Below are 19,636 nucleotides of genomic sequence, written 5' to 3'. Positions count from 1 at the left end.
AATATAAAAACTACCATATAAATGAATAATTATTTTATAATACTAGCATCAGGACAAAGCAAAAGGTTTAATTCAAAAAAGCGAAAGCAATTCAGTATTTATAAAAACAAGGCTCTTTTTAAACATTCCTTAGAAAAAGCAATGAAATCAAAGCTGTTTAAAAAAATTATACTAGTTGTAAATAATAAAAAAAGTATTACAGAAAAATTTCCAAAAAATGTATCAATTATAAAAGGTGGTAAAGAAAGATCTGATTCTTCTTTAATAGCCTTAAAATATATTAAAAAATTAAAACCCAATAATGTTTTAATACACGATGCTGCTAGGCCAAATTTTACAATCAAGCTTTTAAAAACGTTGCTTAAATCTCTCAAGAACAATAAAGCAGTAATTCCGTCCATAAAATCAAAAGACTCCATTAAATACAAAGTAAAAAATCAATTATTTAATCTAAATCGAAATAATTCAATTCTTACTCAAACTCCTCAAGCATTTAAATTTAAAAATTTATATAAACTTTCAAAAAATCAAAAAAATAAAATTACTGATGAAGCAACATTATTTATTGAAAATAATCTTAAAATTAAATTTATTAAAGGAGAAAATTTAAATAATAAAATTACCTTTAAAGAAGATATAGAAATTAATAAAACTTATTTTGGTATTGGCTTTGATATTCACAGGTTAATAATAGGCAAAAAACTTTTTTTAGGTGGAATAAAGATCCCTTATCACTCAGGACTTAAAGGGCATTCTGATGGAGATGTGATTATTCATTCAATAATAGACTCTCTCCTTGGGGCCATGAGAAAAAAAGATATTGGTACTTTTTTTCCAGATAGTCAAAAAAAATATAAAAATATTAGATCACCCAAAATGCTTAAACCTATTGTTGAAATATTAAATAATAATAATTTTTATATAAATAATTTAGATATAAATTTAATATGTGAACAACCAAAAGTCTCAAGGTATCGCGATAAAATAATCAAGTCTCTATCTAATTTATTAAATATTGATAAAGAATTAATTAACTTAAAAGGTAAAACAGTAGAAAAACTTGGGTTAATTGGAAAGGAAAAAGCAATAGCTTGTGAAGTTATTTGCTCAATTGCAAAATGAAAAAAATAAATGTTTTGTTATCCACTTTCTTTGGATATGGATATTTAACCAAAATTCCTGGAACTGTAACTTCTGCTGTAATAACTGTTTTTATTTATATTGCTTATGAAATTTTAGGTTACACAGATCTTAAGTTTTCAATTATTTTTTTTATACTTTTACTCTTTTATTCATTTTATGCCGTAAAAGACTCTGAACCTGAATTTAAAAATAAAGATCCAAGGCAAATAGTAATAGATGAAGTTTTAGGGCAATCCATGCCTTTAATTTTGATATTGTATTTAAATCAAACTAATCAAATAAGTATTTCAATTGAAATTTATTATATTTTGTCTTTTGTTTTTTTTAGATTTTTTGACATTCTAAAACCTTTTCCAGTAAGTTATTTTGACAAAAACCATAAGAACTTTTTTGGAATAATTATGGATGATATAATGGCCGGGTTATATTCAATGATATTAATATATTTAATAAGTCTAAAATTCTAATGAGTATTCAATTGCTTCATAAAAAATTAATTAAAAAAAAATTAACTATATCTGTAGCTGAGTCTTGCACGGGTGGATTATTGTCTAATAATTTAACTAAATTAGCTAATTCATCTAAATATTTTCAAATGGGTCTGACCACCTACTCTAATCAAGCCAAAATAAAGATATTAAAGGTTAATAAAAATATTATTAGAAAATATGGTGCAGTAAGCTATGAGTGTTGTAAGGCAATGGTTCAAAATTTATCGAAAATTTCAAAGAGTAAAATTAACGTTTCTATAACAGGAATTGCTGGACCCGGAGGTGGATCAAAAGAAAAACCAGTTGGTCTTGTTTATATTGGTGTCAAAAAAGGTAAAACTTTGCTTATTAAAGAAAACAAATTTAAATCAAGAAACCGTAATTTGATTCAAAAAACAACGGTTAGTAGTGTAATTAAGATAATTAGTAAAATTATTTAATACTTTCAGCTCTTTTTTGAAACGCATCTGCTATTTTTTCCAATCCAAATTGAAAAGATTTAGTCATTAAAATATTTAAAAACTTATTTTCTATTTCAAAATCAATATCAAATAAAACTTCTGTTTTGTAACCATCAGTATCATTACCTACTTCAGTAAATTTCCAATTATTTTCTAAATGATTTAATGGTCCACCTAAATTAACAACATGAATATGATCATTTTTTTTATTTAATTTAACGTCACTTTTAAATGTATCTTTAAACGGCCCCTTGCCTATTGTAAGATCAGCAATTATATTTATTGTATCTCCGTTATCACTTCTCTCATAAACTTTTGAGTTATCACAGAAAGGAATAAATTCTGGGTATTTATCGATATCTAAAACAAACTCAATTAGCTTATCTTTTCTGTTATCAATTAATCGCTTAACTGATGCTTTCGGCATTAATTATTTTTTAATCTGTTTTGTTGAAGTTTCGCAAAATCTTCATCTGCATGATATGAAGATCTAGTTAAAGGGGATGAAGACACTAACAAAAATCCTTTAGCTTTTGCAATTGTTCCTAAATCATCAAATTCTTTTGGTGTATAATATCGGTCTAATGGATAATGTTTGGTTGAAGGTTGTAAATATTGACCAATCGTTATGAAATCAACATCTGCAGCTCTTAAATCATCCATGACTTGTAAAATTTCATCTCTTGTCTCACCTAAGCCGACCATTATTCCTGATTTAGTAAAAATATTTTTATTAACTTTTTTTGCATTTTTTAAAAGTTCTAAAGATGCAAAATATCTAGATCCAGGTCGAACTTTTAAATAAAGACTAGGGACAGTTTCAATATTATGATTAAAAACATCTGGTTTAGCATCTAAAACTTTTTTATAAGCATCTCCTTTTCTTAAAAAATCAGGTGTAAGAACTTCAATAGTAGTATTTGGATTTGATTTTCTAGTTTGATTAATTACTTCAAAAAAATGTTCTGACCCACCATCATCTAAATCATCTCTGTCCACTGAAGTAATTACTACATGTTTTAAATTTAATTTTTTTACTGCTTCTGCAATCTTAACTGGTTCAAGTTGATCTAATTTTCCTGGTACGCCAGTTTTAACATCACAAAAAGCACAAGCTCTTGTACAAGTGTCTCCCATAATCATAAAAGTTGCATGTCGCTTACTCCAACATTCAGTTATATTAGGACAGTTTGCTTCCTGACAAACAGTTACAAGATTATTGTTATTTACTATTGTTTTAGTTAAAAAAAATTCCTTACTATTTGTAAGTTTTGATCTAATCCATTCTGGTTTTTTTTTAATTGGATTAACTGGTTTGTTTTCTTTTTCTGGATGTCTACTTTTCATCTTTTTTAATTATATAAATTGTCTCATTTTTTTTACCAAATAAAAATCGTTCTCTAATTAAAGTCTCAATATAATCAAGATCCAAATTAGTACTTAGAAGTGAATTTTTATGATCCATATCTTCTATTTTATTAGTTAGGTTTAATTCTTCTTTTTTCAAGTTAGACAAAAGTTCCTTCTTTTCTATATACGAAAAAAGGCCTCTTTCTCCAGATACTAAGTTGAAAACAAAATAAAAAATAAGAAAAACAGATATTAATAAAAAATAATTTCTTTTTATTAATCGAAGCATTAATTGATCTTATTCATCTTCGCTTTTTTTCCAAGTTCTTCTTCAATACGGATTAATTGATTATATTTTGCAACCCTTTCAGATCTAGCTAAGGATCCTGTTTTAATTTGATTTGAATTTGTACCAACTGCTAAATCAGCAATAAACGTATCCTCACTATCACCTGATCGATGAGATATAATTGTTTTATATCCAATTATTTGAGCAAATTTAATTACATCTAACGTTTCTGAAACAGTGCCAATTTGATTTAGCTTTATTAAGATAGAATTTGAAGAAATATTTAAGAAACCTTTCTTTAATCTTTCAAGATTTGTTACATACAAATCATCTCCAACAATTTGAACTTTTTTTATTGATTTCATTAATTTATTCCACGCTAACCAATCATTTTCAGCAAATGGATCTTCAATAGACTTAATTTTATATTTTTTTATAATTTTTTGATATTCTTTAATGGATTTATCTACTGAAATATAACTTTTAGAATGAATAGAGTATTTGTTCTTTTTAAATAACTCATTAGCAGCCACATCTAGGCAAATAGAAACATCTTTCCCATTAATAAATCCTGATTTTTTAATTGCACTCACAATTAAATCTAAAGCTTGATTATTACTACTGATCATGGGTGCAAACCCACCTTCATCACCTACGGAAGTTGATAAACCTTTAGCTTTAATTAATTTACTTAAATTTTTAATAACAACAAAGCAAATCCGCATAGCCTCAGAAAAACTTTTTGCTCGATCAGGTCTAATCATAAACTCTTGAATTCTAAGACCGTTATTTGCATGTGCTCCACCATTAATAATGTTCATTAATGGATAAGGTAATTGGAAGTTATTTTTTTGAGAAAAAGTTTTATACAAAGGTAATTTTTTTGCTTTTGCAGATAATTTTTTAACCGCCATAGAAACAGCTAACATCGCATTAGCTCCTAAGTTAGTTTTTTGTCTTGTGCCATCCAAGTTAATTAACAAAGTATCAATTCTCTCTTGATTATGAATGTTTTGTCCTTTTAATTTTTTTGAAATGTTTTTGTTGACTAAATTAACTGCATTTAAAACACTTTTTCCTAAATAACGTTTATTATTTTTATCTCTTTTTTCAAATGCTTCAAAAGTACCAGTGGAAGCGCCTGAAGGGCAAATAGCAGATGCGCTATTATTTTTAATATAAACTTCTGCCTCAACTGTTGGATTTCCTCTACTGTCAAAAACTTGACGTGCTTTTACTTTTAAAATTTTACTCACTATTTTTTTATTAGATTATCTATATCGTGTAATTGTTTTAATAGATTCTCTAATTTATTCAATGGTACCATGTTTGGTCCATCTGATGGAGCATTATCAGGATCCTGATGTGTTTCAATAAATACACCTGCAACTCCAACCGCAACTGCAGCTCTCGCTAAATATTCAACAAATTCTCTTTGACCACCAGAGGACTCGCCTTGGCCACCTGGTTGTTGAACAGAATGAGTTGCATCGAAAATTACTGGATAACCATTCTTTGCCATTATAGGTAATGATCTCATGTCAGAGACTAAAGTGTTGTATCCAAAACTTGCACCTCTTTCTGTGACTAGGATGTTTTTATTTCCTGAGTCTGAAATTTTTTTAGTTACATTCACCATATCCCAAGGTGCTAGGAACTGACCTTTTTTTACATTAATAATTTTATTTGTTTTAGCTGCAGCAATTAATAAGTCTGTTTGTCTACATAGAAAAGCTGGGATTTGTAAAACATCAATATGTTTTGAAACAATTTCACATTGTTCAGCATTATGTATGTCTGTTAAAATTGGAACGTTCAGCTCCTTTTTAATTTTATCAAATACAGGAAGTGATGCATCTAAACCTGCTCCCCTTTTGCCTTTTAAACTAGTTCTGTTCGCTTTATCAAATGAGGTTTTGTAAATAAATCCAAGGCCAAATTTTGAGGTAATTTCCTTAATTTTTCCTGCCATATCGAGTGCATGTTGTTCTGTCTCTAACTGACATGGACCTGCAATAATACAAATTTTATTGTTGTTTGAAATTTCTATATTTTCACAATTTACTTTAATCGCACTCATCTATGATTTTTTGCTGCTTTGATAAAAGAAGAGAATAAAGGATGTGGGTTCAAAGGTCTAGATTTAAATTCAGGATGGAACTGAACTCCTATAAACCAAGGATGATTTTTAAGTTCTATTATCTCTGGAAGCTTATGATCTGGAGATAAACCTGAAAATATTAATCCTTTCTTCTCAAATCTTTCTTTATATGAAATATCCACTTCATATCTATGTCTATGTCTCTCTTTTATTAATCTAGATTTATAAATATCTCTAATTTTAGATTTATCTTTTAAGATAGCATCATAAGAACCAAGTCTCATGGTACCTCCTAAGTCTTTATCTGTTCCTTTAACTTTTCTGCCACTTTTCTCCCATTCATGCATCAAGCCAATAATATGAACACCACCTTTATCAAACTCAGAAGAAGTTGCTTTTTTAATCTTTAATTGATTTCTAGCAAATTCAATTATTGCCATTTGCATACCATAACAAATTCCAAGGAATGGAATTTTATTTATTCTCGCATATCTTATCGCTTCAATTTTACCTTCAGTTCCTCTCTTACCAAATCCACCTGGAATTAAAATTCCTGAAACATTTTTAAGTTTATTTTTTATTTCTGAAACTTTTAATTTTTCAGAATCTATTCTAACCAAATTAACTTTAAGATTATTGGAAATTCCTCCATGTGTAAGTGCTTCATCTAAAGATTTATAAGCATCCTTTAATTCAACGTATTTTCCAATAATTGCGATATTAACATGTCTATTAGTATTAAGAGTGATTTTGGTTATTTTCTTCCAAGGTGTTAAATTATTTGATTTTTTAGATTTTATTTTGAAATAATTTAAAACTTGAACATCCAATTTTTCTTTTGCAAAGCTTATTGGTGCCTCATAAATAGTTTTAACATCAACAGTTTCAATTACATTTTTAATATCAACATTACAAAACAAAGATATTTTTTTTCTATGGTCTAAAGGAATAGGTCTTTCAGATCTACAAATAATAATATCAGGTTGAATACCAATGCTTCTTAATTCTTTAACAGAATGTTGAGTTGGTTTTGTTTTTATTTCATCGGATGCTTTTAAATAAGGAACTAAAGTTAAATGAATAAATAATGCATTCTTTTTACCAATATCATTGGAAAATTGTCTTATTGCTTCTACAAATGGTAAGCTTTCTATATCTCCTACTATTCCACCAATTTCACAAATTACAAAATCTTCTTTAGAAGTGTCGTGTTTTATAAATCCTTTAATTCTATCTGTGATATGAGGAATAACTTGAACTGTTTTACCTAAATACTGACCTTTTCTTTCTTTTCTAAGAACATCGCTATAGATTTTTCCTGTTGTAATGTTATCGGTTTTTTTTGCAGTTACTCCTGAAAATCTTTCATAGTGACCTAAATCTAAATCTGTTTCAGCACCATCGTCTGTTACAAAAACTTCTCCATGTTGAAAAGGGCTCATTGTTCCTGGATCGACATTTAGATAAGGATCTAACTTTCTTAATCTAACTTTGTAGCCTCTGGATTGTAATAAATACGCTAGGGATGCTGAAGAGAGACCTTTACCAAGGGAAGAAACCACGCCGCCAGTGACAAATATATATCGCGCCATGGAAGTATCTTATAGCGAATAAAAAATGAATTGAAAAGAATTAATTAATTATTTTCTGGAATTGAAGGTGTATCTTCAGTTTTTTCTTCGACTGTGTCCAATACTGAGCTAGTTGGAGCAAGTTCTGCTCTAGATATTATTGTTAGAGCTAAACTGCAAATAATAAAAAGTGTTGCAACTATTGCTGTAGCTTTTGTCATAAAACTACCAGCAGATCTCGACAACATAAAATTTTCTTGCGAAACTCCAATACCAAGAGCACCGCCTTCTGATTTTTGTAATAAAACCAAAAGAACTAAAATAACTGCGAGTATGATATTGATTACAAGTAATAAAGTTTCCATGTGGGTTAATTAATGGTTTTTTGAATTATATCAATAAATTTTTTTGAATTCTGTGATGCTCCACCAATTAAAAAACCATTAATGTTAGGAATTTTTTTTAATTTTTCGGCATTATTACTGTTTACAGATCCGCCATATAAAATTATTGGATATTTTTTTATAAATCTACTTTTAATATATGAAATAGTTTCCGTTAAAGCTTCCTCTTTGGGAATTACACCTGTGCCGATAGACCATACAGGCTCATAAGCTATAATAATTTTGGATTTATTCTTTATAGATTTTAATCCTTTTTCAATTTGTTTTTTTAAAATATAATTAGTCTTTTTGGCTCTTCTTTCTTTCAAGGTTTCACCAATACAAAATATAATTTTGAGACCTGCTTTAATTGCACTTTTAATTTTTAAATTAATTAGATTGTCTGTTTCTCCTAACTGCCTGTTTTCTGAGTGTCCCAAAATAACATACTGCGCACCCACATTTTTAAGCATATTAGAATTTACTTGACCAGTATACGCGCCATAGTCATAGCTGTGATGACAGTTTTGGGCACCTACCTCTATTTTAGTTTTTTTAAGCCTTCTTGAAAGTGGACGAATTAATGTGTTTGGCGGGCAATAAACTATTTTAAACTTATTATTTTTATTCATTTTTGAAAACTTAATTACTTTATCAAGTGAATTCAGCGTTCTTAAATCTCCAAACATTTTCCAATTAGCTATAAAATACATATATTTATTTGTCATATTTGAATTTTTAATCTATAGATTTGTTTTTTATAGATCAAATATTATATAACAGCATGATAAGCAATTTTAGAAAATTCTCTTCCTCAAAAATTGCAGCTGTATTTGTATTCTTGATCGCGGCTCCACTTGTCTTTGCAGGATTCTTTGGTGGTTTTGGTTCAAATAACCAAAATAATATTGCCAAAATAAATAAAACAAATGTTACCACTCAAGAATTTATTGATTATGTAAATCAAAGTGGAATTTCACAAGAAGCTATTAGGGATAATTTAGATAACAACATTATAGAAGAATTATTATCAGGATTAATATCAACAACTTTAATTGATTTAGAAGTTAAAGACTTTGGTTTATCAATAAATGAAATCACAGTACTAAAAAATATTAAAGAAAATAAAAATTTTCATGATGAAAATGGAATTTTTCAAAGAGTGAAATATGAAAAATTTTTACTATCTAATAACATGTCTGCTCCCATGTTTGAGTTACAATTAAAAAATAGAGAATTACAAAAACATTTATTTGATTTTATTGGTGCGGGCACAATAACACCAAATTTTTTAATAAATAATAAGTTTGAGGAAAATAACAAATCTTTAGATATTGAGTATTTTAACATGGAAAATCTCTATAAAAATAAAGATGATTTTACAGCTAATGAGATTGAGGAATTTTTAAATGAAAATAAAGATCAGTTAAAAAGAGAATATATTGATTTTAGATACGTAGTTTTAAATCCAAAAAACCTAATTGGAATTGAAGAGTTCAACCAAGACTTTTTTGATGAAATTGATTCAATTGAAAACAAAATTTCACAAGAAAGTTCCTTCAACTCTATAATAGAGGACAAAAATATTGAGGTCGTTGAAGTAAGAGAATTTGTGCCCAGTTCTAACAAACAAACAAATGAAGATTTAATTTATTCAAAAAAAACATCAAAATTAGATCTAATAGAAAGTGGAGACAATTTCTTGCTTTATAATATAGATAATGAATATGATCGTGCTCCTGATTTAAGTGATGAAATAATTAAAGAAGAAATTGTAGAATTAATTTATCAAAAAAGTAAATTTGATTACAATAGGGAAATTATAAAAAAAATTCAAAACAAGAAATTTGATAATTTAAAATTTGAAGAATTAGCAGGATCAAATAAAGAATATTCTTCTATTAAATCTATAGAAGATGATAAGCTCATAGATATTAACTCAGTAAAAATGCTATATGCACTACCTGTAAACTCTTTTGCTCTAGTAAATAAAGAAGATAAAATTTTTTTAGTAAAAATTATTGGAACAAATAAAAATTCATTTAACAAAAATGATGAAAAATATATCAAATTTGTAAATTCACAAAACACTAATAATAGAAAAAGTATCTTACAATCGTATGATCAGTTGCTAAATAGCAAATATCAAGTTCAATTAAATCAAAAGACTATTGATCGACTTAAAAATTACTTCAAATGATAATTAATCGAGACTTCAAAGATTTTAAGTTTCGACACAGAAGCAAAAAAAATCAAATTATTTTTACTAAAAAGAAAGTTAAAAATGATGAGGAAGTATTAAACTTAATTGATAATTTTCTAGAGGAGAAAAATAGTTTTATTTTTGAATCTGTAGAAAAAGGAAAAATTAAAGGCAGATATACAATATTTGGTAAAAATCCTGATAAAATTTGGGAATTTAATAATAATAATTCTTATCTAATTCAAAAAAATAAAAAGAAAAAATTAAATGATAATCCGGAAAAATTAATTGAAAAAATCATTGAAGATTTCAAGTTTGAAACTCCTAAAAATTTGCCTAACATTTGTTCATTAATCTCTGGGTATTTTTCTTATGACTCAATCAGATACATAGAAAAAATTCCGAATAATTGTAAAAATGATCTTAATTTACCTGATGTGAGACTTTTACGTCCAAGAACTTTAGTCATTCATGACAATTTAAAAAAAGAAATATTTTTCATATCAAACATTTTTAGAGATGAAAAAATTAAGAGCTATAAAAATAAATATGAAGAAGTTAAATCTGATTTGTTTAAATTACTCATTCAATCATCTATTAAAAATATTGATAAAAAAATTATTCAAAAATCAAAAAATATAAAAGTGAAATCTAACACCTCAAAGAGTAAATTTTTATCAATGGTAAATAAAGCAAAAAAATATATTGGATTAGGAGATATTTTTCAGGTTGTTTTGAGTCAAAGATTTGAGGCAAAATTAACAAAGAAACCATTAGATATTTATAAAAAACTTAGAGTAACAAACCCTTCTCCTTTTATGTTTTTTTTCAATTTTGAGGATTTTCAAATAATTGGTGCAAGTCCTGAAATACTTGTGAGACTTAGGGATAATAAAATTACTGTAAGACCAATTGCAGGTACTCGACCACGTGGTAAAACTAAAAAAGAAGATCTTTTTTATGAAAAAGACCTTCTTAAAGATAAAAAAGAACTTTCCGAACATTTGATGTTACTTGATTTGGGTAGAAATGATGCTGGTAAAGTCTCAAAGATAAATTCGGTAAAAGTTACAGAAAGCTTCATTATTGAGAGATATTCTCATGTAATGCATATAGTTTCAAATGTAGTTGGGGAATATAATAAAAAGTTTTCAAAATTTAAATCGCTGTTAGCTGGTTTTCCAGCAGGCACTGTTTCTGGAGCTCCAAAAATTAGAGCTATGGAGATTATAGATGAATTAGAAACAACAAAAAGAAAAGTTTACGCAGGTGGAATTGGATATTTTGCTGCAAATGGAGAATTTGATACATGCATAGCCTTAAGAACCGCAGTTGCTAAAAATAAAAAATTTTATGTGCAAGCAGGTGCAGGTATAGTTGCAGATAGTAAACCTAAAAATGAATACGAGGAAACAGTTAATAAAGCGAAAGCTTTAATTAATGCATTAAGATAATGAAAGTTTTGTTAATAGATAATTACGATAGTTTTACTTTTAATTTGTATCACTACATCTCCTCATTAAATGTTAAAGTTGATGTAGTCAGAAATGATAAAATTAATTCTAAAGAAATCATTAAAAAGAAATATGATAAAATTGTTATTTCACCAGGACCAGGCAACCCAAATCAATCTGGCAATTGTATTAAAATATTGAATTCACTTTACGAAAAATTACCTTTTTTAGGTGTGTGTTTGGGTCATCAGATAATTGGACAAGTTTTTGGATCAAAAATTGTCCAAGCAAGAAAGTTAATGCACGGTAAAACAAGCAAAATCAAATCTAAAAAAATCGGTATTTTAAAAAACCTCCCAAATACATTTGAAGCTACTAGATACCATAGTTTGATAATTGATAAAAAAACTTTATCAAAAGAATTAGAGATTACAGCAGAGACAGAAGATGGAATTATAATGGGTGTTCAACATAAAAAATTTAATATTCATGGTGTACAATTCCATCCTGAAAGTATTAAAACTAAGTTTGGAATGAAAATACTTAAAAACTTTATTAACAATTAAAATTATGGATCAAATTTTAGAAAAACTTAAAAATAAACAAGATTTAACTTTTGAAGAAAGTAAAACTGCTTTTGAAATATTAATGACAGGGAAAGCCAGTGATGATGAAATTTTTAGCTTTTTAACTTTGCTATCTGAAAAGGGTGAAGTTTCAGATGAAATAGCGGGTGGAGTTTTTGTTCTTAGAGAAAAGTCAAAAAGAGTAAATGTAAGTGATTGTATTGATACTTGTGGTACAGGAGGTGATGGCATGAATACCCTCAACATTTCAACTGCTTCTGCACTACTTTTAGCAAGTATGGGTGCAAAAGTTGCTAAACATGGCAATAAAGCTGTTTCTTCAAAATGTGGATCTGGTGATGTTTTAGAAGCTTTAAAAATTAAAATTGATTTAGAACCAGAAGATATTGAAAAAGAAATTAATAACAATAATTTTGGTTTTATGTTTGCACCAAATTATCATAGTGCAATGAGATTTGTAGGTCCTGTAAGAAAGAAAATTGGAAAAAGAACGATTTTTAATATGATTGGTCCATTAAGCAATCCAGCTCTGGTAGAGAGACAAGTAGTTGGTGTTTTTGATAAAAAATTATTAAAAATTTTTGCAGAAGGACTTAAAAATTTAAATTTAAAATTTGCTTGGATAGTAAACAGTGAAGATGGATTAGATGAAATATCTCCATACGCAAACACTAACGTTATTCAATTAAAAAATGGCAAAATATCAGAAATAAAAATAAACCCAAATACTTTAGGGGTTAATGCAGAAAATTTTAAAAATTTAATTGGTGATGACGCAAAATTTAATGCTGATAAGATGATTGAAATATTTAAAGGTGAAGATAATGATTTTTCAAAAGCAGTAAGCTTAAATGCTGCAGCAGGTTTAATTGTTGGAGAAAAATTTTCTGACTTTTCTGAAGCTTATAATCATACAAGAGAATTTATCCTTTCTGGAAAAACATTCTCACATCTAGAAAAAATTCAAAATGTCTGAAAATATACTTCAAAATATTATTAAAAAGAAAATTGAAAAGGTTAATAAATTAAAAAAAACCTTAGATCTTAAAACTTTGGATGAATTAATTAATAAAAACAATAGCTTTATTAATTTTAAAGAGAAAATAGAAAACAATTTAAAAAACAATAAAATTTCAATTATTGCTGAAATTAAAAAAGCAAGTCCTTCAGCAGGTATAATAATTGATGATTATAATCCTGTGGATATTGCTCAAATTTATTTAAATAATAAAGCTACCTGTCTTTCAGTTTTAACTGAAGAGGATTATTTTTTAGGAAATTTAATTCACATTAGCAAAATAAAAGATAAAATAAATTTACCTGTATTGTGTAAAGATTTTTTTATCGATAAATTTCAAATACCTTTAGCAAAAAGTTATGGTGCAGATGCTATTTTAATTATTTTGGCTGGGGTTTCAGATGATCTTGCTTCTGAGTTATATGATGAAGCTATGAAATATAATATGTCAGTTATTGTTGAAGTTCATACAGTAGGAGAAGCTAAAAAGGCTTTAAATTTTAAAAATGCATTAATTGGAATAAACAATAGAAATTTAAAAACACTTAAAACTGATATAAATACAACTTATGATATTTATGATGTTGTAAAAACTCACAAGGGTCCTTTAATATCTGAAAGTGGAATTAAGAATAAAGAAGAGTTATTAGATCTAAATAACAAAACATCAATTAACACATTTTTGATTGGTGAATCACTTTTGAAAAACTTAGATAAAAATTCTATTTTTTCAGTTTTATAGTCAAATAAAGCCCTATTTTCCTTGTTTTTTTTAGTATTGTTAATTTAAAAGAACTTTTATAGAACATTGTTTGTACGATATTTGTTCTTATGCTAACAAAAAAACAAAAAAACCTACTTTTATTTATCAACAAGAAGTTGAGAAATTCAGGCGTATCTCCTTCTTATGAGGAGATGAAACAATCTCTTAATTTAAAATCTAAATCAGGAATTCATAGATTAATTAGTGCTTTAGAGGAAAGAGGTTTTATTAAACGATTAGCACACAAAGCAAGAGCCTTAGAAGTAATTAAATTACCAGAAACAGCTTCTGCAAATGATATTTATAATAACTTTTCACCTAGCGTGATTAAAGGTGGACTAGATGAAGAACAAACTACTTCTGATGAATTAGAGGTGCCGGTACTTGGAAAAATTGCTGCAGGAACACCTGTTGAAGCAATACAAAATGAGGTTTCTAGAATTCCGCTACCAAATAATTTAGAAAAAAATGGTGATTACTTTGGATTAAAAGTTCAAGGTGACTCCATGATAGACGCAGGTATTCATGAAGGTGATACTGTTATAATAAAAAGAACTGATACTGCTGATAATGGCAAAATTGTCGTTGCATTGATAGATGAACATGAAGCAATGTTAAAAAGAATTCGAAAAAAAGGTAAAGTTGTAGCGCTTGAAAGTGCTAATAGAAACTATGAAACTAAGATTTTTGGACCTGATAGAGTAAAAGTTCAAGGAGTTTTAGTATCTTTATATAGAAACTTTTAAAAAAATAGTCTAAATAACATTGATGTCTAAAGTAGCAACACGTTTTGCTCCATCCCCTACTGGAGCTCTTCATATTGGAGGGGTTAGAACTGCCTTATTTAATTGGTTGTTCTCTAAAAATCAAAAAGGAACTTTTCATCTAAGAATTGAAGATACTGATAAAGAAAGATCTAAAGAGGAACACAAAATACAAATTATTAAATCATTGAAGTGGATAGGGATTGAGCATGATGGTGAAGAATATATTCAGTCACAAAAAATAGAAGATCACATTAAAATTGCTAATGAATTATTAAAAAAAGGTAATGCATACAAGTGCTACTGCTCTGCTGAAGAGATAGAGGAACAAAAAAAAAGAGCTAGGCAAAAAAAGTTGCCATATATTTATAATAGAAAATGGAGAGATGTTGATGAAAAAAATGCTCCTAAAGATATTAAACCAGTAATTAGATTTAAAAGTAAAATACAAGGAAATTTTAAACTTAAAGATTTAGTTCAAGGAGATGTGGAAATTGAAAATAATACGATAGAAGACTTTATAATTTTAAGAAACGATGGAACGCCAACTTACAACTTGTCTGCAACTGTTGATGATCATCAAATGGGAATGACTCACATAATTAGAGGAGATGATCATAAGATAAACACTTTTAAACAAATACAAATATACCAAGCAATGGGTTGGGATGTTCCAAAATTTGCACATATTCCATTAATTCATACTATTGGAGGTAAAAAACTGTCTAAAAGAGATAATGCCTCAACTTTAGATGATTACTCAAAAATAGGAATAATGCCTGATGCATTAAGAAATTATTTACTTAGACTAGGATGGTCATATCAAGATAAAGAAATATTTACTCTAGAGGAAAGCATTAAATACTTTAATTTAGAAGGTATTGGTAAATCACCATCAAAACTAGATATGAGCAGAATATTATCAATAAATGAGCACTATATAAAAACAATTAATGAGAAAGATCTTTATCAATGTCTAGATGAATATTGCAAAATCTACAAAGAAGAGATTCGAGATGATAAAGAAACAAAAGTTAAATCCTCATTATCGTTTTTAAAAAATAAGGCTAAAACCTTAGAAGACATTTATAATAATTCAAAATTCATTATCAATAATGAAGTTAAAATTAATGAAGATGATATTAAATTAATAGATGATAAAGCAAAAAAAATTATTTCAGAATTTATTAAAGAATTATCATCTATATCAAATATAAATAAGGAAAATTTAGAACCTTTAGTAAATAATTTAATAAAAAAAAATGATACAAATTTTAAAGGAGTTGGTCAGCCTATAAGGATTGGTTTAACAGGATCAAAATTTGGTCCTGGATTATATGATATAGTTATGGCTCTTGGTAAAGAAGAAGTTTTAAAAAGACTAACTAAGATAATTCCTCAAAATTAAACTAGCCTCCTGAGAGGAAGAAGTTTTAGATCTTATTCCTTCTAATGTTTTTGAGCAATCAAGTAATTGTTTTTTTATAAGATCAGGGTTTTTTAAGAGATAAATTACAGATCTGTAAATTTCATCAGCGTTACATTCATTTTGTAACAATTCTGGAATAACTTCTCGATTATTGATAATATTAATTATGTTTGCAAATTTAACATTAACTAACATTTTAAAAATCATAAAATTTATAAAACTTAGTTTATAAATAATTATTGATGGTATTTTTGAGCTAGAAATTTGTAATGAAACTGTACCTGATTTAGATACAGCAAAAACAGAATTAGATAAAATTTTAGATTTAATACTTTCGTCTGAAACTACATCAACATTTTCAATATTAAATTTTTTAATTTCTGACAAAATTAAATTTTTGTTTTCATCAGTTGCATGAAAGTAAAAATAAAAATCAGTGTGTCTTTTATTCATTAGTTTTATAAAATCAATTAAAATATTTAATAAGGCGTCCGTTTCAGATTTTCTACTTCCAGGAAAAATTGAAATAATTTTTTTATTTTTAGGAATTATATTTTCAATAATTTTTTTATTATCTTCATTATTTTCAATTAATGGATGTCCAACAAAAGTATTATTTATATTTTCTTCATCAAAATATTTTTTTTCAAAGTCAAATAATAAAAGAATATGATCAATAAATTTTTTAATTTTTTTTACCCTATTTTTTCTCCATATCCAGACTTGAGGAGCCACATAGTGAATTGTTTTGATGTTAGTATTAATTTTTTTAACTTTCTCAGCAACTCTCATGGTAAAATCAGGACTATCAACAGAAAATAATATATCAGGTTTAAATTTTATTATTTCATTAACAGTATGATTAATTTTATTTCTGATTTTAAATATATTTAATAAAATACTAGTAAAACCTAAATAGGTTATTTCTTTTAAATTAAAAATACTTTCAATTCCCAATTTTTTTAAATGATTTCCACCAACAGATAAATATTCAATATCAGGATTTTGAGATTTTAACTTAGAAATAACTGTTGAGGCTAATTTGTCTCCAGAAGGCTCTCCAGTGAGTATAAATATTTTTTTCATATAATATTAATAAATATCTTGTTTTTATTAGCAAATTTAATGCATTCAGATTTATCAAGAAAAATATTTTTTTTTGATTGTAATACTACACCACGTAATCCATATTTTTTAGCATCTTTAAAAGTTTGTAAACCAATTGTGGGTAGGTCAATTCTCAAATCTTGTTTCTTTTTTGGTAATTTAATTAAAATACCATCAGTTTTTTTCTTTAATGTTGATAACATTTTTTTTGTACCCTCTTTTCCTTCTTTAGCTAAAATTTTATTGCCTTTAACTACTAATGCTTGAATGTGGTCTAAACTTTTGGTTTTATTAAAAAAAAATTTCCCTATTTTAATTGATATTAAATCTTGTTTATTTGGCTTTAGTTGAGTGTAACAACCTTTCTTTAAAGATAGCTCTGGATTAAAAAATATAGAGCTAATAACTTTTATTCCTTCATTATTTAAAATTTTTATTATTGATTTAATTATAGCTGCATCACCTATTTTAGCTGCTCTTATTACGCTTGGCATATAATAAATTCCTTTAAAATCTAATCTTAAAGAAGAAAAATTTGGTTTTGAAATTTTGCCTGCAAACAAAACTTTTTTACATTTCTTTTGTTTAATTAAATCTATGATTGCCCCAAATCTTCCAATGCTTATTCTAAAAGAATTCTTGTCTTTATTAAACTTATTATTTTTTGAAAAATCTATAATGAAATATTTTTTTTTTTGTTTTTTTATTTTACTAAGAACTATTTTTGAAAAGTCTGTGTCACCTAAAAATAAACCTATCATTTTATTTTGAAAATGGAGTACAAATTGGTCTTTTCTTATCTTTTTCTATAAATCCAATAACTTCTGCCACTAGTTCATTGCTCTTAAAATCTTTTGATAGATTACTTAAATTCTCTGTTAAATTTTCATTTTTAAAAATTTCTTTATAAGCATCGCTTAAAGTTATTATTTCTTTGTTTGGTATGTTTTTTCTTCTTAAACCTATTAAATTCAACCCTTGTAAAACACTTCTATTTCCATGCGCAATACCGTATGGAATTATATCTCGTACAACACCACACATCCCTCCAATCATTGCTGACTTACCTACTCTAGTAAATTGCTGAACAGCTGAATTACCACCGATAATAGCATTATCATCAATATGTGCATGTCCTCCTAATGGGACGTTGTTAGCTAAAATTACATTGTTTCCAACAAAACAATCATGAGCAATGTGAGCTGAAACCATAAACAAACAGTTGCTTCCAACTTTTGTTAATCCACCGCCACCTTTTGTTCCTGGATTAATTGTAACATATTCTCTAATTTTATTATTATTTCCAATTTCTAGCTTAGTTTCTTCACCTTGAAATTTTAGATCCTGTGGATGATTTCCTATTGATGCGAATGGATAAATTTTATTGTTTTTTCCAATTTTAGTATTCCCAGTGATATTAACATGAGATTGAATTTCTGTTTCTTCATCTATTTCCACATTAGGACCAATAATAGTATAAGGACCAATTTTTACATTTCTTGAAATCTTTGCTTTTGAGTCAATTATAGCTGTTTTATCTATCATTTATTATTTCTTAAAAATTCTTTAATATTTTTTGCTGGGTAACCCATTACTTTCGTGTTGTCAGGAACATCTTTAATAACTCCAGAACCACCTCCAATTTCTACATTATTTCCAATTTTAAGATGACCTGATATTCCAGCTTGACCACCAATTTTAACATTATTACCAATAATGGAGCTTCCAGCTATACCTACTTGTCCTGCTATAATTGTATTTTCCCCAATTTTAACATTATGAGCTACATGTATTTGATTATCTAAATAGGTATTTTTTCCTATTATTGTGTTTGACATAGAGCCTCTATCAATTGTAGTGCCGCAACCAATTTCGCAATTATCCTCAATTAAAACTACTCCTATATGGGGATATCTTAAATTATTATTCTTGATTGGAAAAAAACCAAAACCATGTTTGCCAATTACACAATTATCTAAAATTCTTACATTATTTTTAATTAAAGTGTTTCTAACAATATTATTTGATCCTAAAGAGCAATTGTCACCAATAGTAACGTTCTTTTCTATAATTGTATTGTGTCCAATCTTACAATTTTCACCAATTGAAACATTATCACCAATCAAAACATTTTGACCAAAATTTACTTTTATATTAAATTCTGTGTCACTTATATCTTTTGCAGTTTTGTCAAAACCATCATTTATTGCATCTGGATAAAATAAAGAAGTGATTTTTGAAGTGGAAACCAAAACATTCTCAACTACTAAGGCAAAACAATTTTTTGGTAATTCATATTTTAAGTTATTTGTAGTTAAACAAAAAGAAGCTTTAGTTCTTTTTGCAACATCTTTATATTTTTTTGAATGGAAAAAAGTAATATCATTATGTTCAGATGAAGTAAGATCTTTAATATCATAAATTTCTTTATCTTTATATGCTTCAGCAACATTGATATTTAGAGATTTAATAATTTCAGATATCTTTAAAGGACCATGGTTTTTAAAAAATGGATTGGACAT

General features: G+C 26.9%; 22 protein-coding genes. 10 read left to right on the top strand and 12 right to left on the bottom strand.

Annotation, left to right across the window (positions count from 1 at the left end; all coding sequences use genetic code 11):
- Positions 1 to 21: 21 nt before the first annotated feature.
- Genes ispF through ACTT88_RS02735 form a run of 3 tightly spaced genes read left to right on the top strand, consistent with a single transcriptional unit; the run spans position 22 to position 2,074 of the window.
- Entirely contained in the window at positions 22 to 1,122 is a 1,101-nt protein-coding gene (gene ispF, locus ACTT88_RS02745) for a 2-C-methyl-D-erythritol 2,4-cyclodiphosphate synthase (protein WP_440907836.1), read from the top strand.
- Positions 1,119 to 1,610 carry a phosphatidylglycerophosphatase A family protein gene (locus ACTT88_RS02740; RefSeq protein ID WP_440907835.1) on the top strand — a complete coding sequence of 164 codons (492 nt, stop codon included), beginning with the start codon at positions 1,119 to 1,121 and terminating at the stop codon, positions 1,608 to 1,610. The genes ispF and ACTT88_RS02740 overlap by 4 nt, the downstream gene beginning before the upstream one ends.
- A complete protein-coding gene (locus ACTT88_RS02735) occupies positions 1,610 to 2,074 on the top strand; it encodes a CinA family protein (protein WP_440907834.1) in 465 nt (154 codons plus the stop codon). Before ACTT88_RS02740 ends, ACTT88_RS02735 begins: the two co-directional genes overlap by 1 nt.
- Here ACTT88_RS02735 and ACTT88_RS02730 read toward each other — a convergent pair.
- The 8 genes from ACTT88_RS02730 to tpiA are packed head-to-tail and all read right to left on the bottom strand — an operon-like array spanning position 2,067 to position 8,517.
- The gene (locus tag ACTT88_RS02730; RefSeq protein WP_440907833.1) at positions 2,067 to 2,522 is read right to left on the bottom strand and encodes a type II toxin-antitoxin system RatA family toxin; all 456 of its coding nucleotides are present in this window, start codon (positions 2,520 to 2,522) and stop codon (positions 2,067 to 2,069) included. The two genes, ACTT88_RS02735 and ACTT88_RS02730, sit on opposite strands and share 8 nt — an antisense overlap.
- A complete protein-coding gene (gene lipA / locus ACTT88_RS02725) occupies positions 2,522 to 3,442 on the bottom strand; it encodes a lipoyl synthase (RefSeq protein ID WP_440907832.1) in 921 nt (306 codons plus the stop codon). The genes ACTT88_RS02730 and lipA overlap by 1 nt, the downstream gene beginning before the upstream one ends.
- Positions 3,432 to 3,734 (bottom strand): FtsB family cell division protein, encoded by a 303-nt coding sequence (locus ACTT88_RS02720; protein WP_440907831.1) that lies wholly within the window; start codon positions 3,732 to 3,734, stop codon positions 3,432 to 3,434. Before ACTT88_RS02720 ends, lipA begins: the two co-directional genes overlap by 11 nt.
- A complete protein-coding gene (gene eno / locus ACTT88_RS02715) occupies positions 3,734 to 4,990 on the bottom strand; it encodes a phosphopyruvate hydratase (protein ID WP_440907830.1) in 1,257 nt (418 codons plus the stop codon). The genes ACTT88_RS02720 and eno overlap by 1 nt, the downstream gene beginning before the upstream one ends.
- On the bottom strand, positions 4,990 to 5,814 hold the full coding sequence (gene kdsA, locus ACTT88_RS02710; protein WP_440907829.1) for a 3-deoxy-8-phosphooctulonate synthase: 825 nt from the start codon (positions 5,812 to 5,814) through the stop codon (positions 4,990 to 4,992). Before kdsA ends, eno begins: the two co-directional genes overlap by 1 nt.
- Positions 5,811 to 7,427, bottom strand: coding sequence for a CTP synthase (locus tag ACTT88_RS02705; RefSeq protein ID WP_440907828.1), 1,617 nt, complete (start codon positions 7,425 to 7,427; stop codon positions 5,811 to 5,813). The genes kdsA and ACTT88_RS02705 overlap by 4 nt, the downstream gene beginning before the upstream one ends.
- Positions 7,428 to 7,471: 44 nt before the next feature.
- The gene (gene secG, locus ACTT88_RS02700) at positions 7,472 to 7,771 is read right to left on the bottom strand and encodes a preprotein translocase subunit SecG (RefSeq protein ID WP_440907827.1); all 300 of its coding nucleotides are present in this window, start codon (positions 7,769 to 7,771) and stop codon (positions 7,472 to 7,474) included.
- A 5-nt stretch (positions 7,772 to 7,776) separates the two neighbouring features.
- Positions 7,777 to 8,517 (bottom strand): triose-phosphate isomerase, encoded by a 741-nt coding sequence (tpiA, locus tag ACTT88_RS02695; protein ID WP_440907826.1) that lies wholly within the window; start codon positions 8,515 to 8,517, stop codon positions 7,777 to 7,779.
- 56 nt (positions 8,518 to 8,573) lie between these two features.
- Between tpiA and ACTT88_RS02690 the strand changes: the two genes are divergently transcribed.
- The 7 genes from ACTT88_RS02690 to gltX all read left to right on the top strand — a co-directional run bounded on the left by ACTT88_RS02690 (position 8,574) and on the right by gltX (position 15,986).
- Complete coding sequence (locus ACTT88_RS02690; protein WP_440907825.1) at positions 8,574 to 9,989, top strand: SurA N-terminal domain-containing protein; 1,416 nt, start codon at positions 8,574 to 8,576, stop codon at positions 9,987 to 9,989.
- Complete coding sequence (gene trpE, locus ACTT88_RS02685; protein ID WP_440908617.1) at positions 9,989 to 11,446, top strand: anthranilate synthase component I; 1,458 nt, start codon at positions 9,989 to 9,991, stop codon at positions 11,444 to 11,446. Before ACTT88_RS02690 ends, trpE begins: the two co-directional genes overlap by 1 nt.
- Complete coding sequence (locus ACTT88_RS02680) at positions 11,446 to 12,012, top strand: anthranilate synthase component II (protein WP_440907824.1); 567 nt, start codon at positions 11,446 to 11,448, stop codon at positions 12,010 to 12,012. Before trpE ends, ACTT88_RS02680 begins: the two co-directional genes overlap by 1 nt.
- Positions 12,013 to 12,016: 4 nt before the next feature.
- Positions 12,017 to 13,009 (top strand): anthranilate phosphoribosyltransferase, encoded by a 993-nt coding sequence (gene trpD, locus ACTT88_RS02675; RefSeq protein ID WP_440907823.1) that lies wholly within the window; start codon positions 12,017 to 12,019, stop codon positions 13,007 to 13,009.
- On the top strand, positions 13,002 to 13,793 hold the full coding sequence (locus tag ACTT88_RS02670) for an indole-3-glycerol phosphate synthase TrpC (RefSeq protein ID WP_440907822.1): 792 nt from the start codon (positions 13,002 to 13,004) through the stop codon (positions 13,791 to 13,793). Before trpD ends, ACTT88_RS02670 begins: the two co-directional genes overlap by 8 nt.
- An 89-nt stretch (positions 13,794 to 13,882) precedes the next feature.
- The gene (lexA, locus tag ACTT88_RS02665; RefSeq protein WP_440907821.1) at positions 13,883 to 14,560 is read left to right on the top strand and encodes a transcriptional repressor LexA; all 678 of its coding nucleotides are present in this window, start codon (positions 13,883 to 13,885) and stop codon (positions 14,558 to 14,560) included.
- 22 nt (positions 14,561 to 14,582) lie between these two features.
- On the top strand, positions 14,583 to 15,986 hold the full coding sequence (gltX, locus tag ACTT88_RS02660; RefSeq protein WP_440907820.1) for a glutamate--tRNA ligase: 1,404 nt from the start codon (positions 14,583 to 14,585) through the stop codon (positions 15,984 to 15,986).
- Here the strand turns inward: gltX and lpxB are convergent.
- From lpxB to lpxD, 4 genes are read right to left on the bottom strand one after another with little or no spacing between them, the layout of a single operon-like run.
- On the bottom strand, positions 15,960 to 17,093 hold the full coding sequence (gene lpxB, locus ACTT88_RS02655; protein ID WP_440907819.1) for a lipid-A-disaccharide synthase: 1,134 nt from the start codon (positions 17,091 to 17,093) through the stop codon (positions 15,960 to 15,962). The two genes, gltX and lpxB, sit on opposite strands and share 27 nt — an antisense overlap.
- A complete protein-coding gene (gene lpxI / locus ACTT88_RS02650; RefSeq protein ID WP_440907818.1) occupies positions 17,090 to 17,875 on the bottom strand; it encodes a UDP-2,3-diacylglucosamine diphosphatase LpxI domain-containing protein in 786 nt (261 codons plus the stop codon). Before lpxI ends, lpxB begins: the two co-directional genes overlap by 4 nt.
- Position 17,876: 1 nt before the next feature.
- The gene (gene lpxA / locus ACTT88_RS02645) at positions 17,877 to 18,659 is read right to left on the bottom strand and encodes an acyl-ACP--UDP-N-acetylglucosamine O-acyltransferase (RefSeq protein ID WP_440907817.1); all 783 of its coding nucleotides are present in this window, start codon (positions 18,657 to 18,659) and stop codon (positions 17,877 to 17,879) included.
- The gene (lpxD, locus tag ACTT88_RS02640; RefSeq protein WP_440907816.1) at positions 18,656 to 19,636 is read right to left on the bottom strand and encodes a UDP-3-O-(3-hydroxymyristoyl)glucosamine N-acyltransferase; all 981 of its coding nucleotides are present in this window, start codon (positions 19,634 to 19,636) and stop codon (positions 18,656 to 18,658) included. The genes lpxA and lpxD overlap by 4 nt, the downstream gene beginning before the upstream one ends.

This window comes from Candidatus Pelagibacter sp. (assembly GCF_052046145.1).
In the GTDB taxonomy this organism is placed as follows: Bacteria; Pseudomonadota; Alphaproteobacteria; order Pelagibacterales; family Pelagibacteraceae; genus Pelagibacter.
This window is presented reverse-complemented; position numbering and strand designations above follow the sequence as displayed.

Bases quoted from the DNA above. Each gene is read 5' to 3' on its own strand.
- lpxB (WP_440907819.1), bottom strand. From the start codon at position 17,093: ATGAAAAAAATATTTATACTCACTGGAGAGCCTTCTGGAGACAAATTA.
- ACTT88_RS02720 (WP_440907831.1), bottom strand. From the start codon at position 3,734: ATGCTTCGATTAATAAAAAGAAATTATTTTTTATTAATATCTGTTTTT.
- lexA (WP_440907821.1), top strand. From the start codon at position 13,883: ATGCTAACAAAAAAACAAAAAAACCTACTTTTATTTATCAACAAGAAG.
- ACTT88_RS02735 (WP_440907834.1), top strand. From the start codon at position 1,610: ATGAGTATTCAATTGCTTCATAAAAAATTAATTAAAAAAAAATTAACT.
- tpiA (WP_440907826.1), bottom strand. From the start codon at position 8,517: ATGACAAATAAATATATGTATTTTATAGCTAATTGGAAAATGTTTGGA.
- ACTT88_RS02670 (WP_440907822.1), top strand. From the start codon at position 13,002: ATGTCTGAAAATATACTTCAAAATATTATTAAAAAGAAAATTGAAAAG.
- ACTT88_RS02680 (WP_440907824.1), top strand. From the start codon at position 11,446: ATGAAAGTTTTGTTAATAGATAATTACGATAGTTTTACTTTTAATTTG.
- ACTT88_RS02740 (WP_440907835.1), top strand. From the start codon at position 1,119: ATGAAAAAAATAAATGTTTTGTTATCCACTTTCTTTGGATATGGATAT.
- lpxA (WP_440907817.1), bottom strand. From the start codon at position 18,659: ATGATAGATAAAACAGCTATAATTGACTCAAAAGCAAAGATTTCAAGA.
- ACTT88_RS02730 (WP_440907833.1), bottom strand. From the start codon at position 2,522: ATGCCGAAAGCATCAGTTAAGCGATTAATTGATAACAGAAAAGATAAG.
- ACTT88_RS02705 (WP_440907828.1), bottom strand. From the start codon at position 7,427: ATGGCGCGATATATATTTGTCACTGGCGGCGTGGTTTCTTCCCTTGGT.
- ispF (WP_440907836.1), top strand. From the start codon at position 22: ATGAATAATTATTTTATAATACTAGCATCAGGACAAAGCAAAAGGTTT.
- trpD (WP_440907823.1), top strand. From the start codon at position 12,017: ATGGATCAAATTTTAGAAAAACTTAAAAATAAACAAGATTTAACTTTT.
- gltX (WP_440907820.1), top strand. From the start codon at position 14,583: ATGTCTAAAGTAGCAACACGTTTTGCTCCATCCCCTACTGGAGCTCTT.
- lpxI (WP_440907818.1), bottom strand. From the start codon at position 17,875: ATGATAGGTTTATTTTTAGGTGACACAGACTTTTCAAAAATAGTTCTT.
- lipA (WP_440907832.1), bottom strand. From the start codon at position 3,442: ATGAAAAGTAGACATCCAGAAAAAGAAAACAAACCAGTTAATCCAATT.
- lpxD (WP_440907816.1), bottom strand. From the start codon at position 19,636: ATGTCCAATCCATTTTTTAAAAACCATGGTCCTTTAAAGATATCTGAA.
- ACTT88_RS02690 (WP_440907825.1), top strand. From the start codon at position 8,574: ATGATAAGCAATTTTAGAAAATTCTCTTCCTCAAAAATTGCAGCTGTA.
- secG (WP_440907827.1), bottom strand. From the start codon at position 7,771: ATGGAAACTTTATTACTTGTAATCAATATCATACTCGCAGTTATTTTA.
- kdsA (WP_440907829.1), bottom strand. From the start codon at position 5,814: ATGAGTGCGATTAAAGTAAATTGTGAAAATATAGAAATTTCAAACAAC.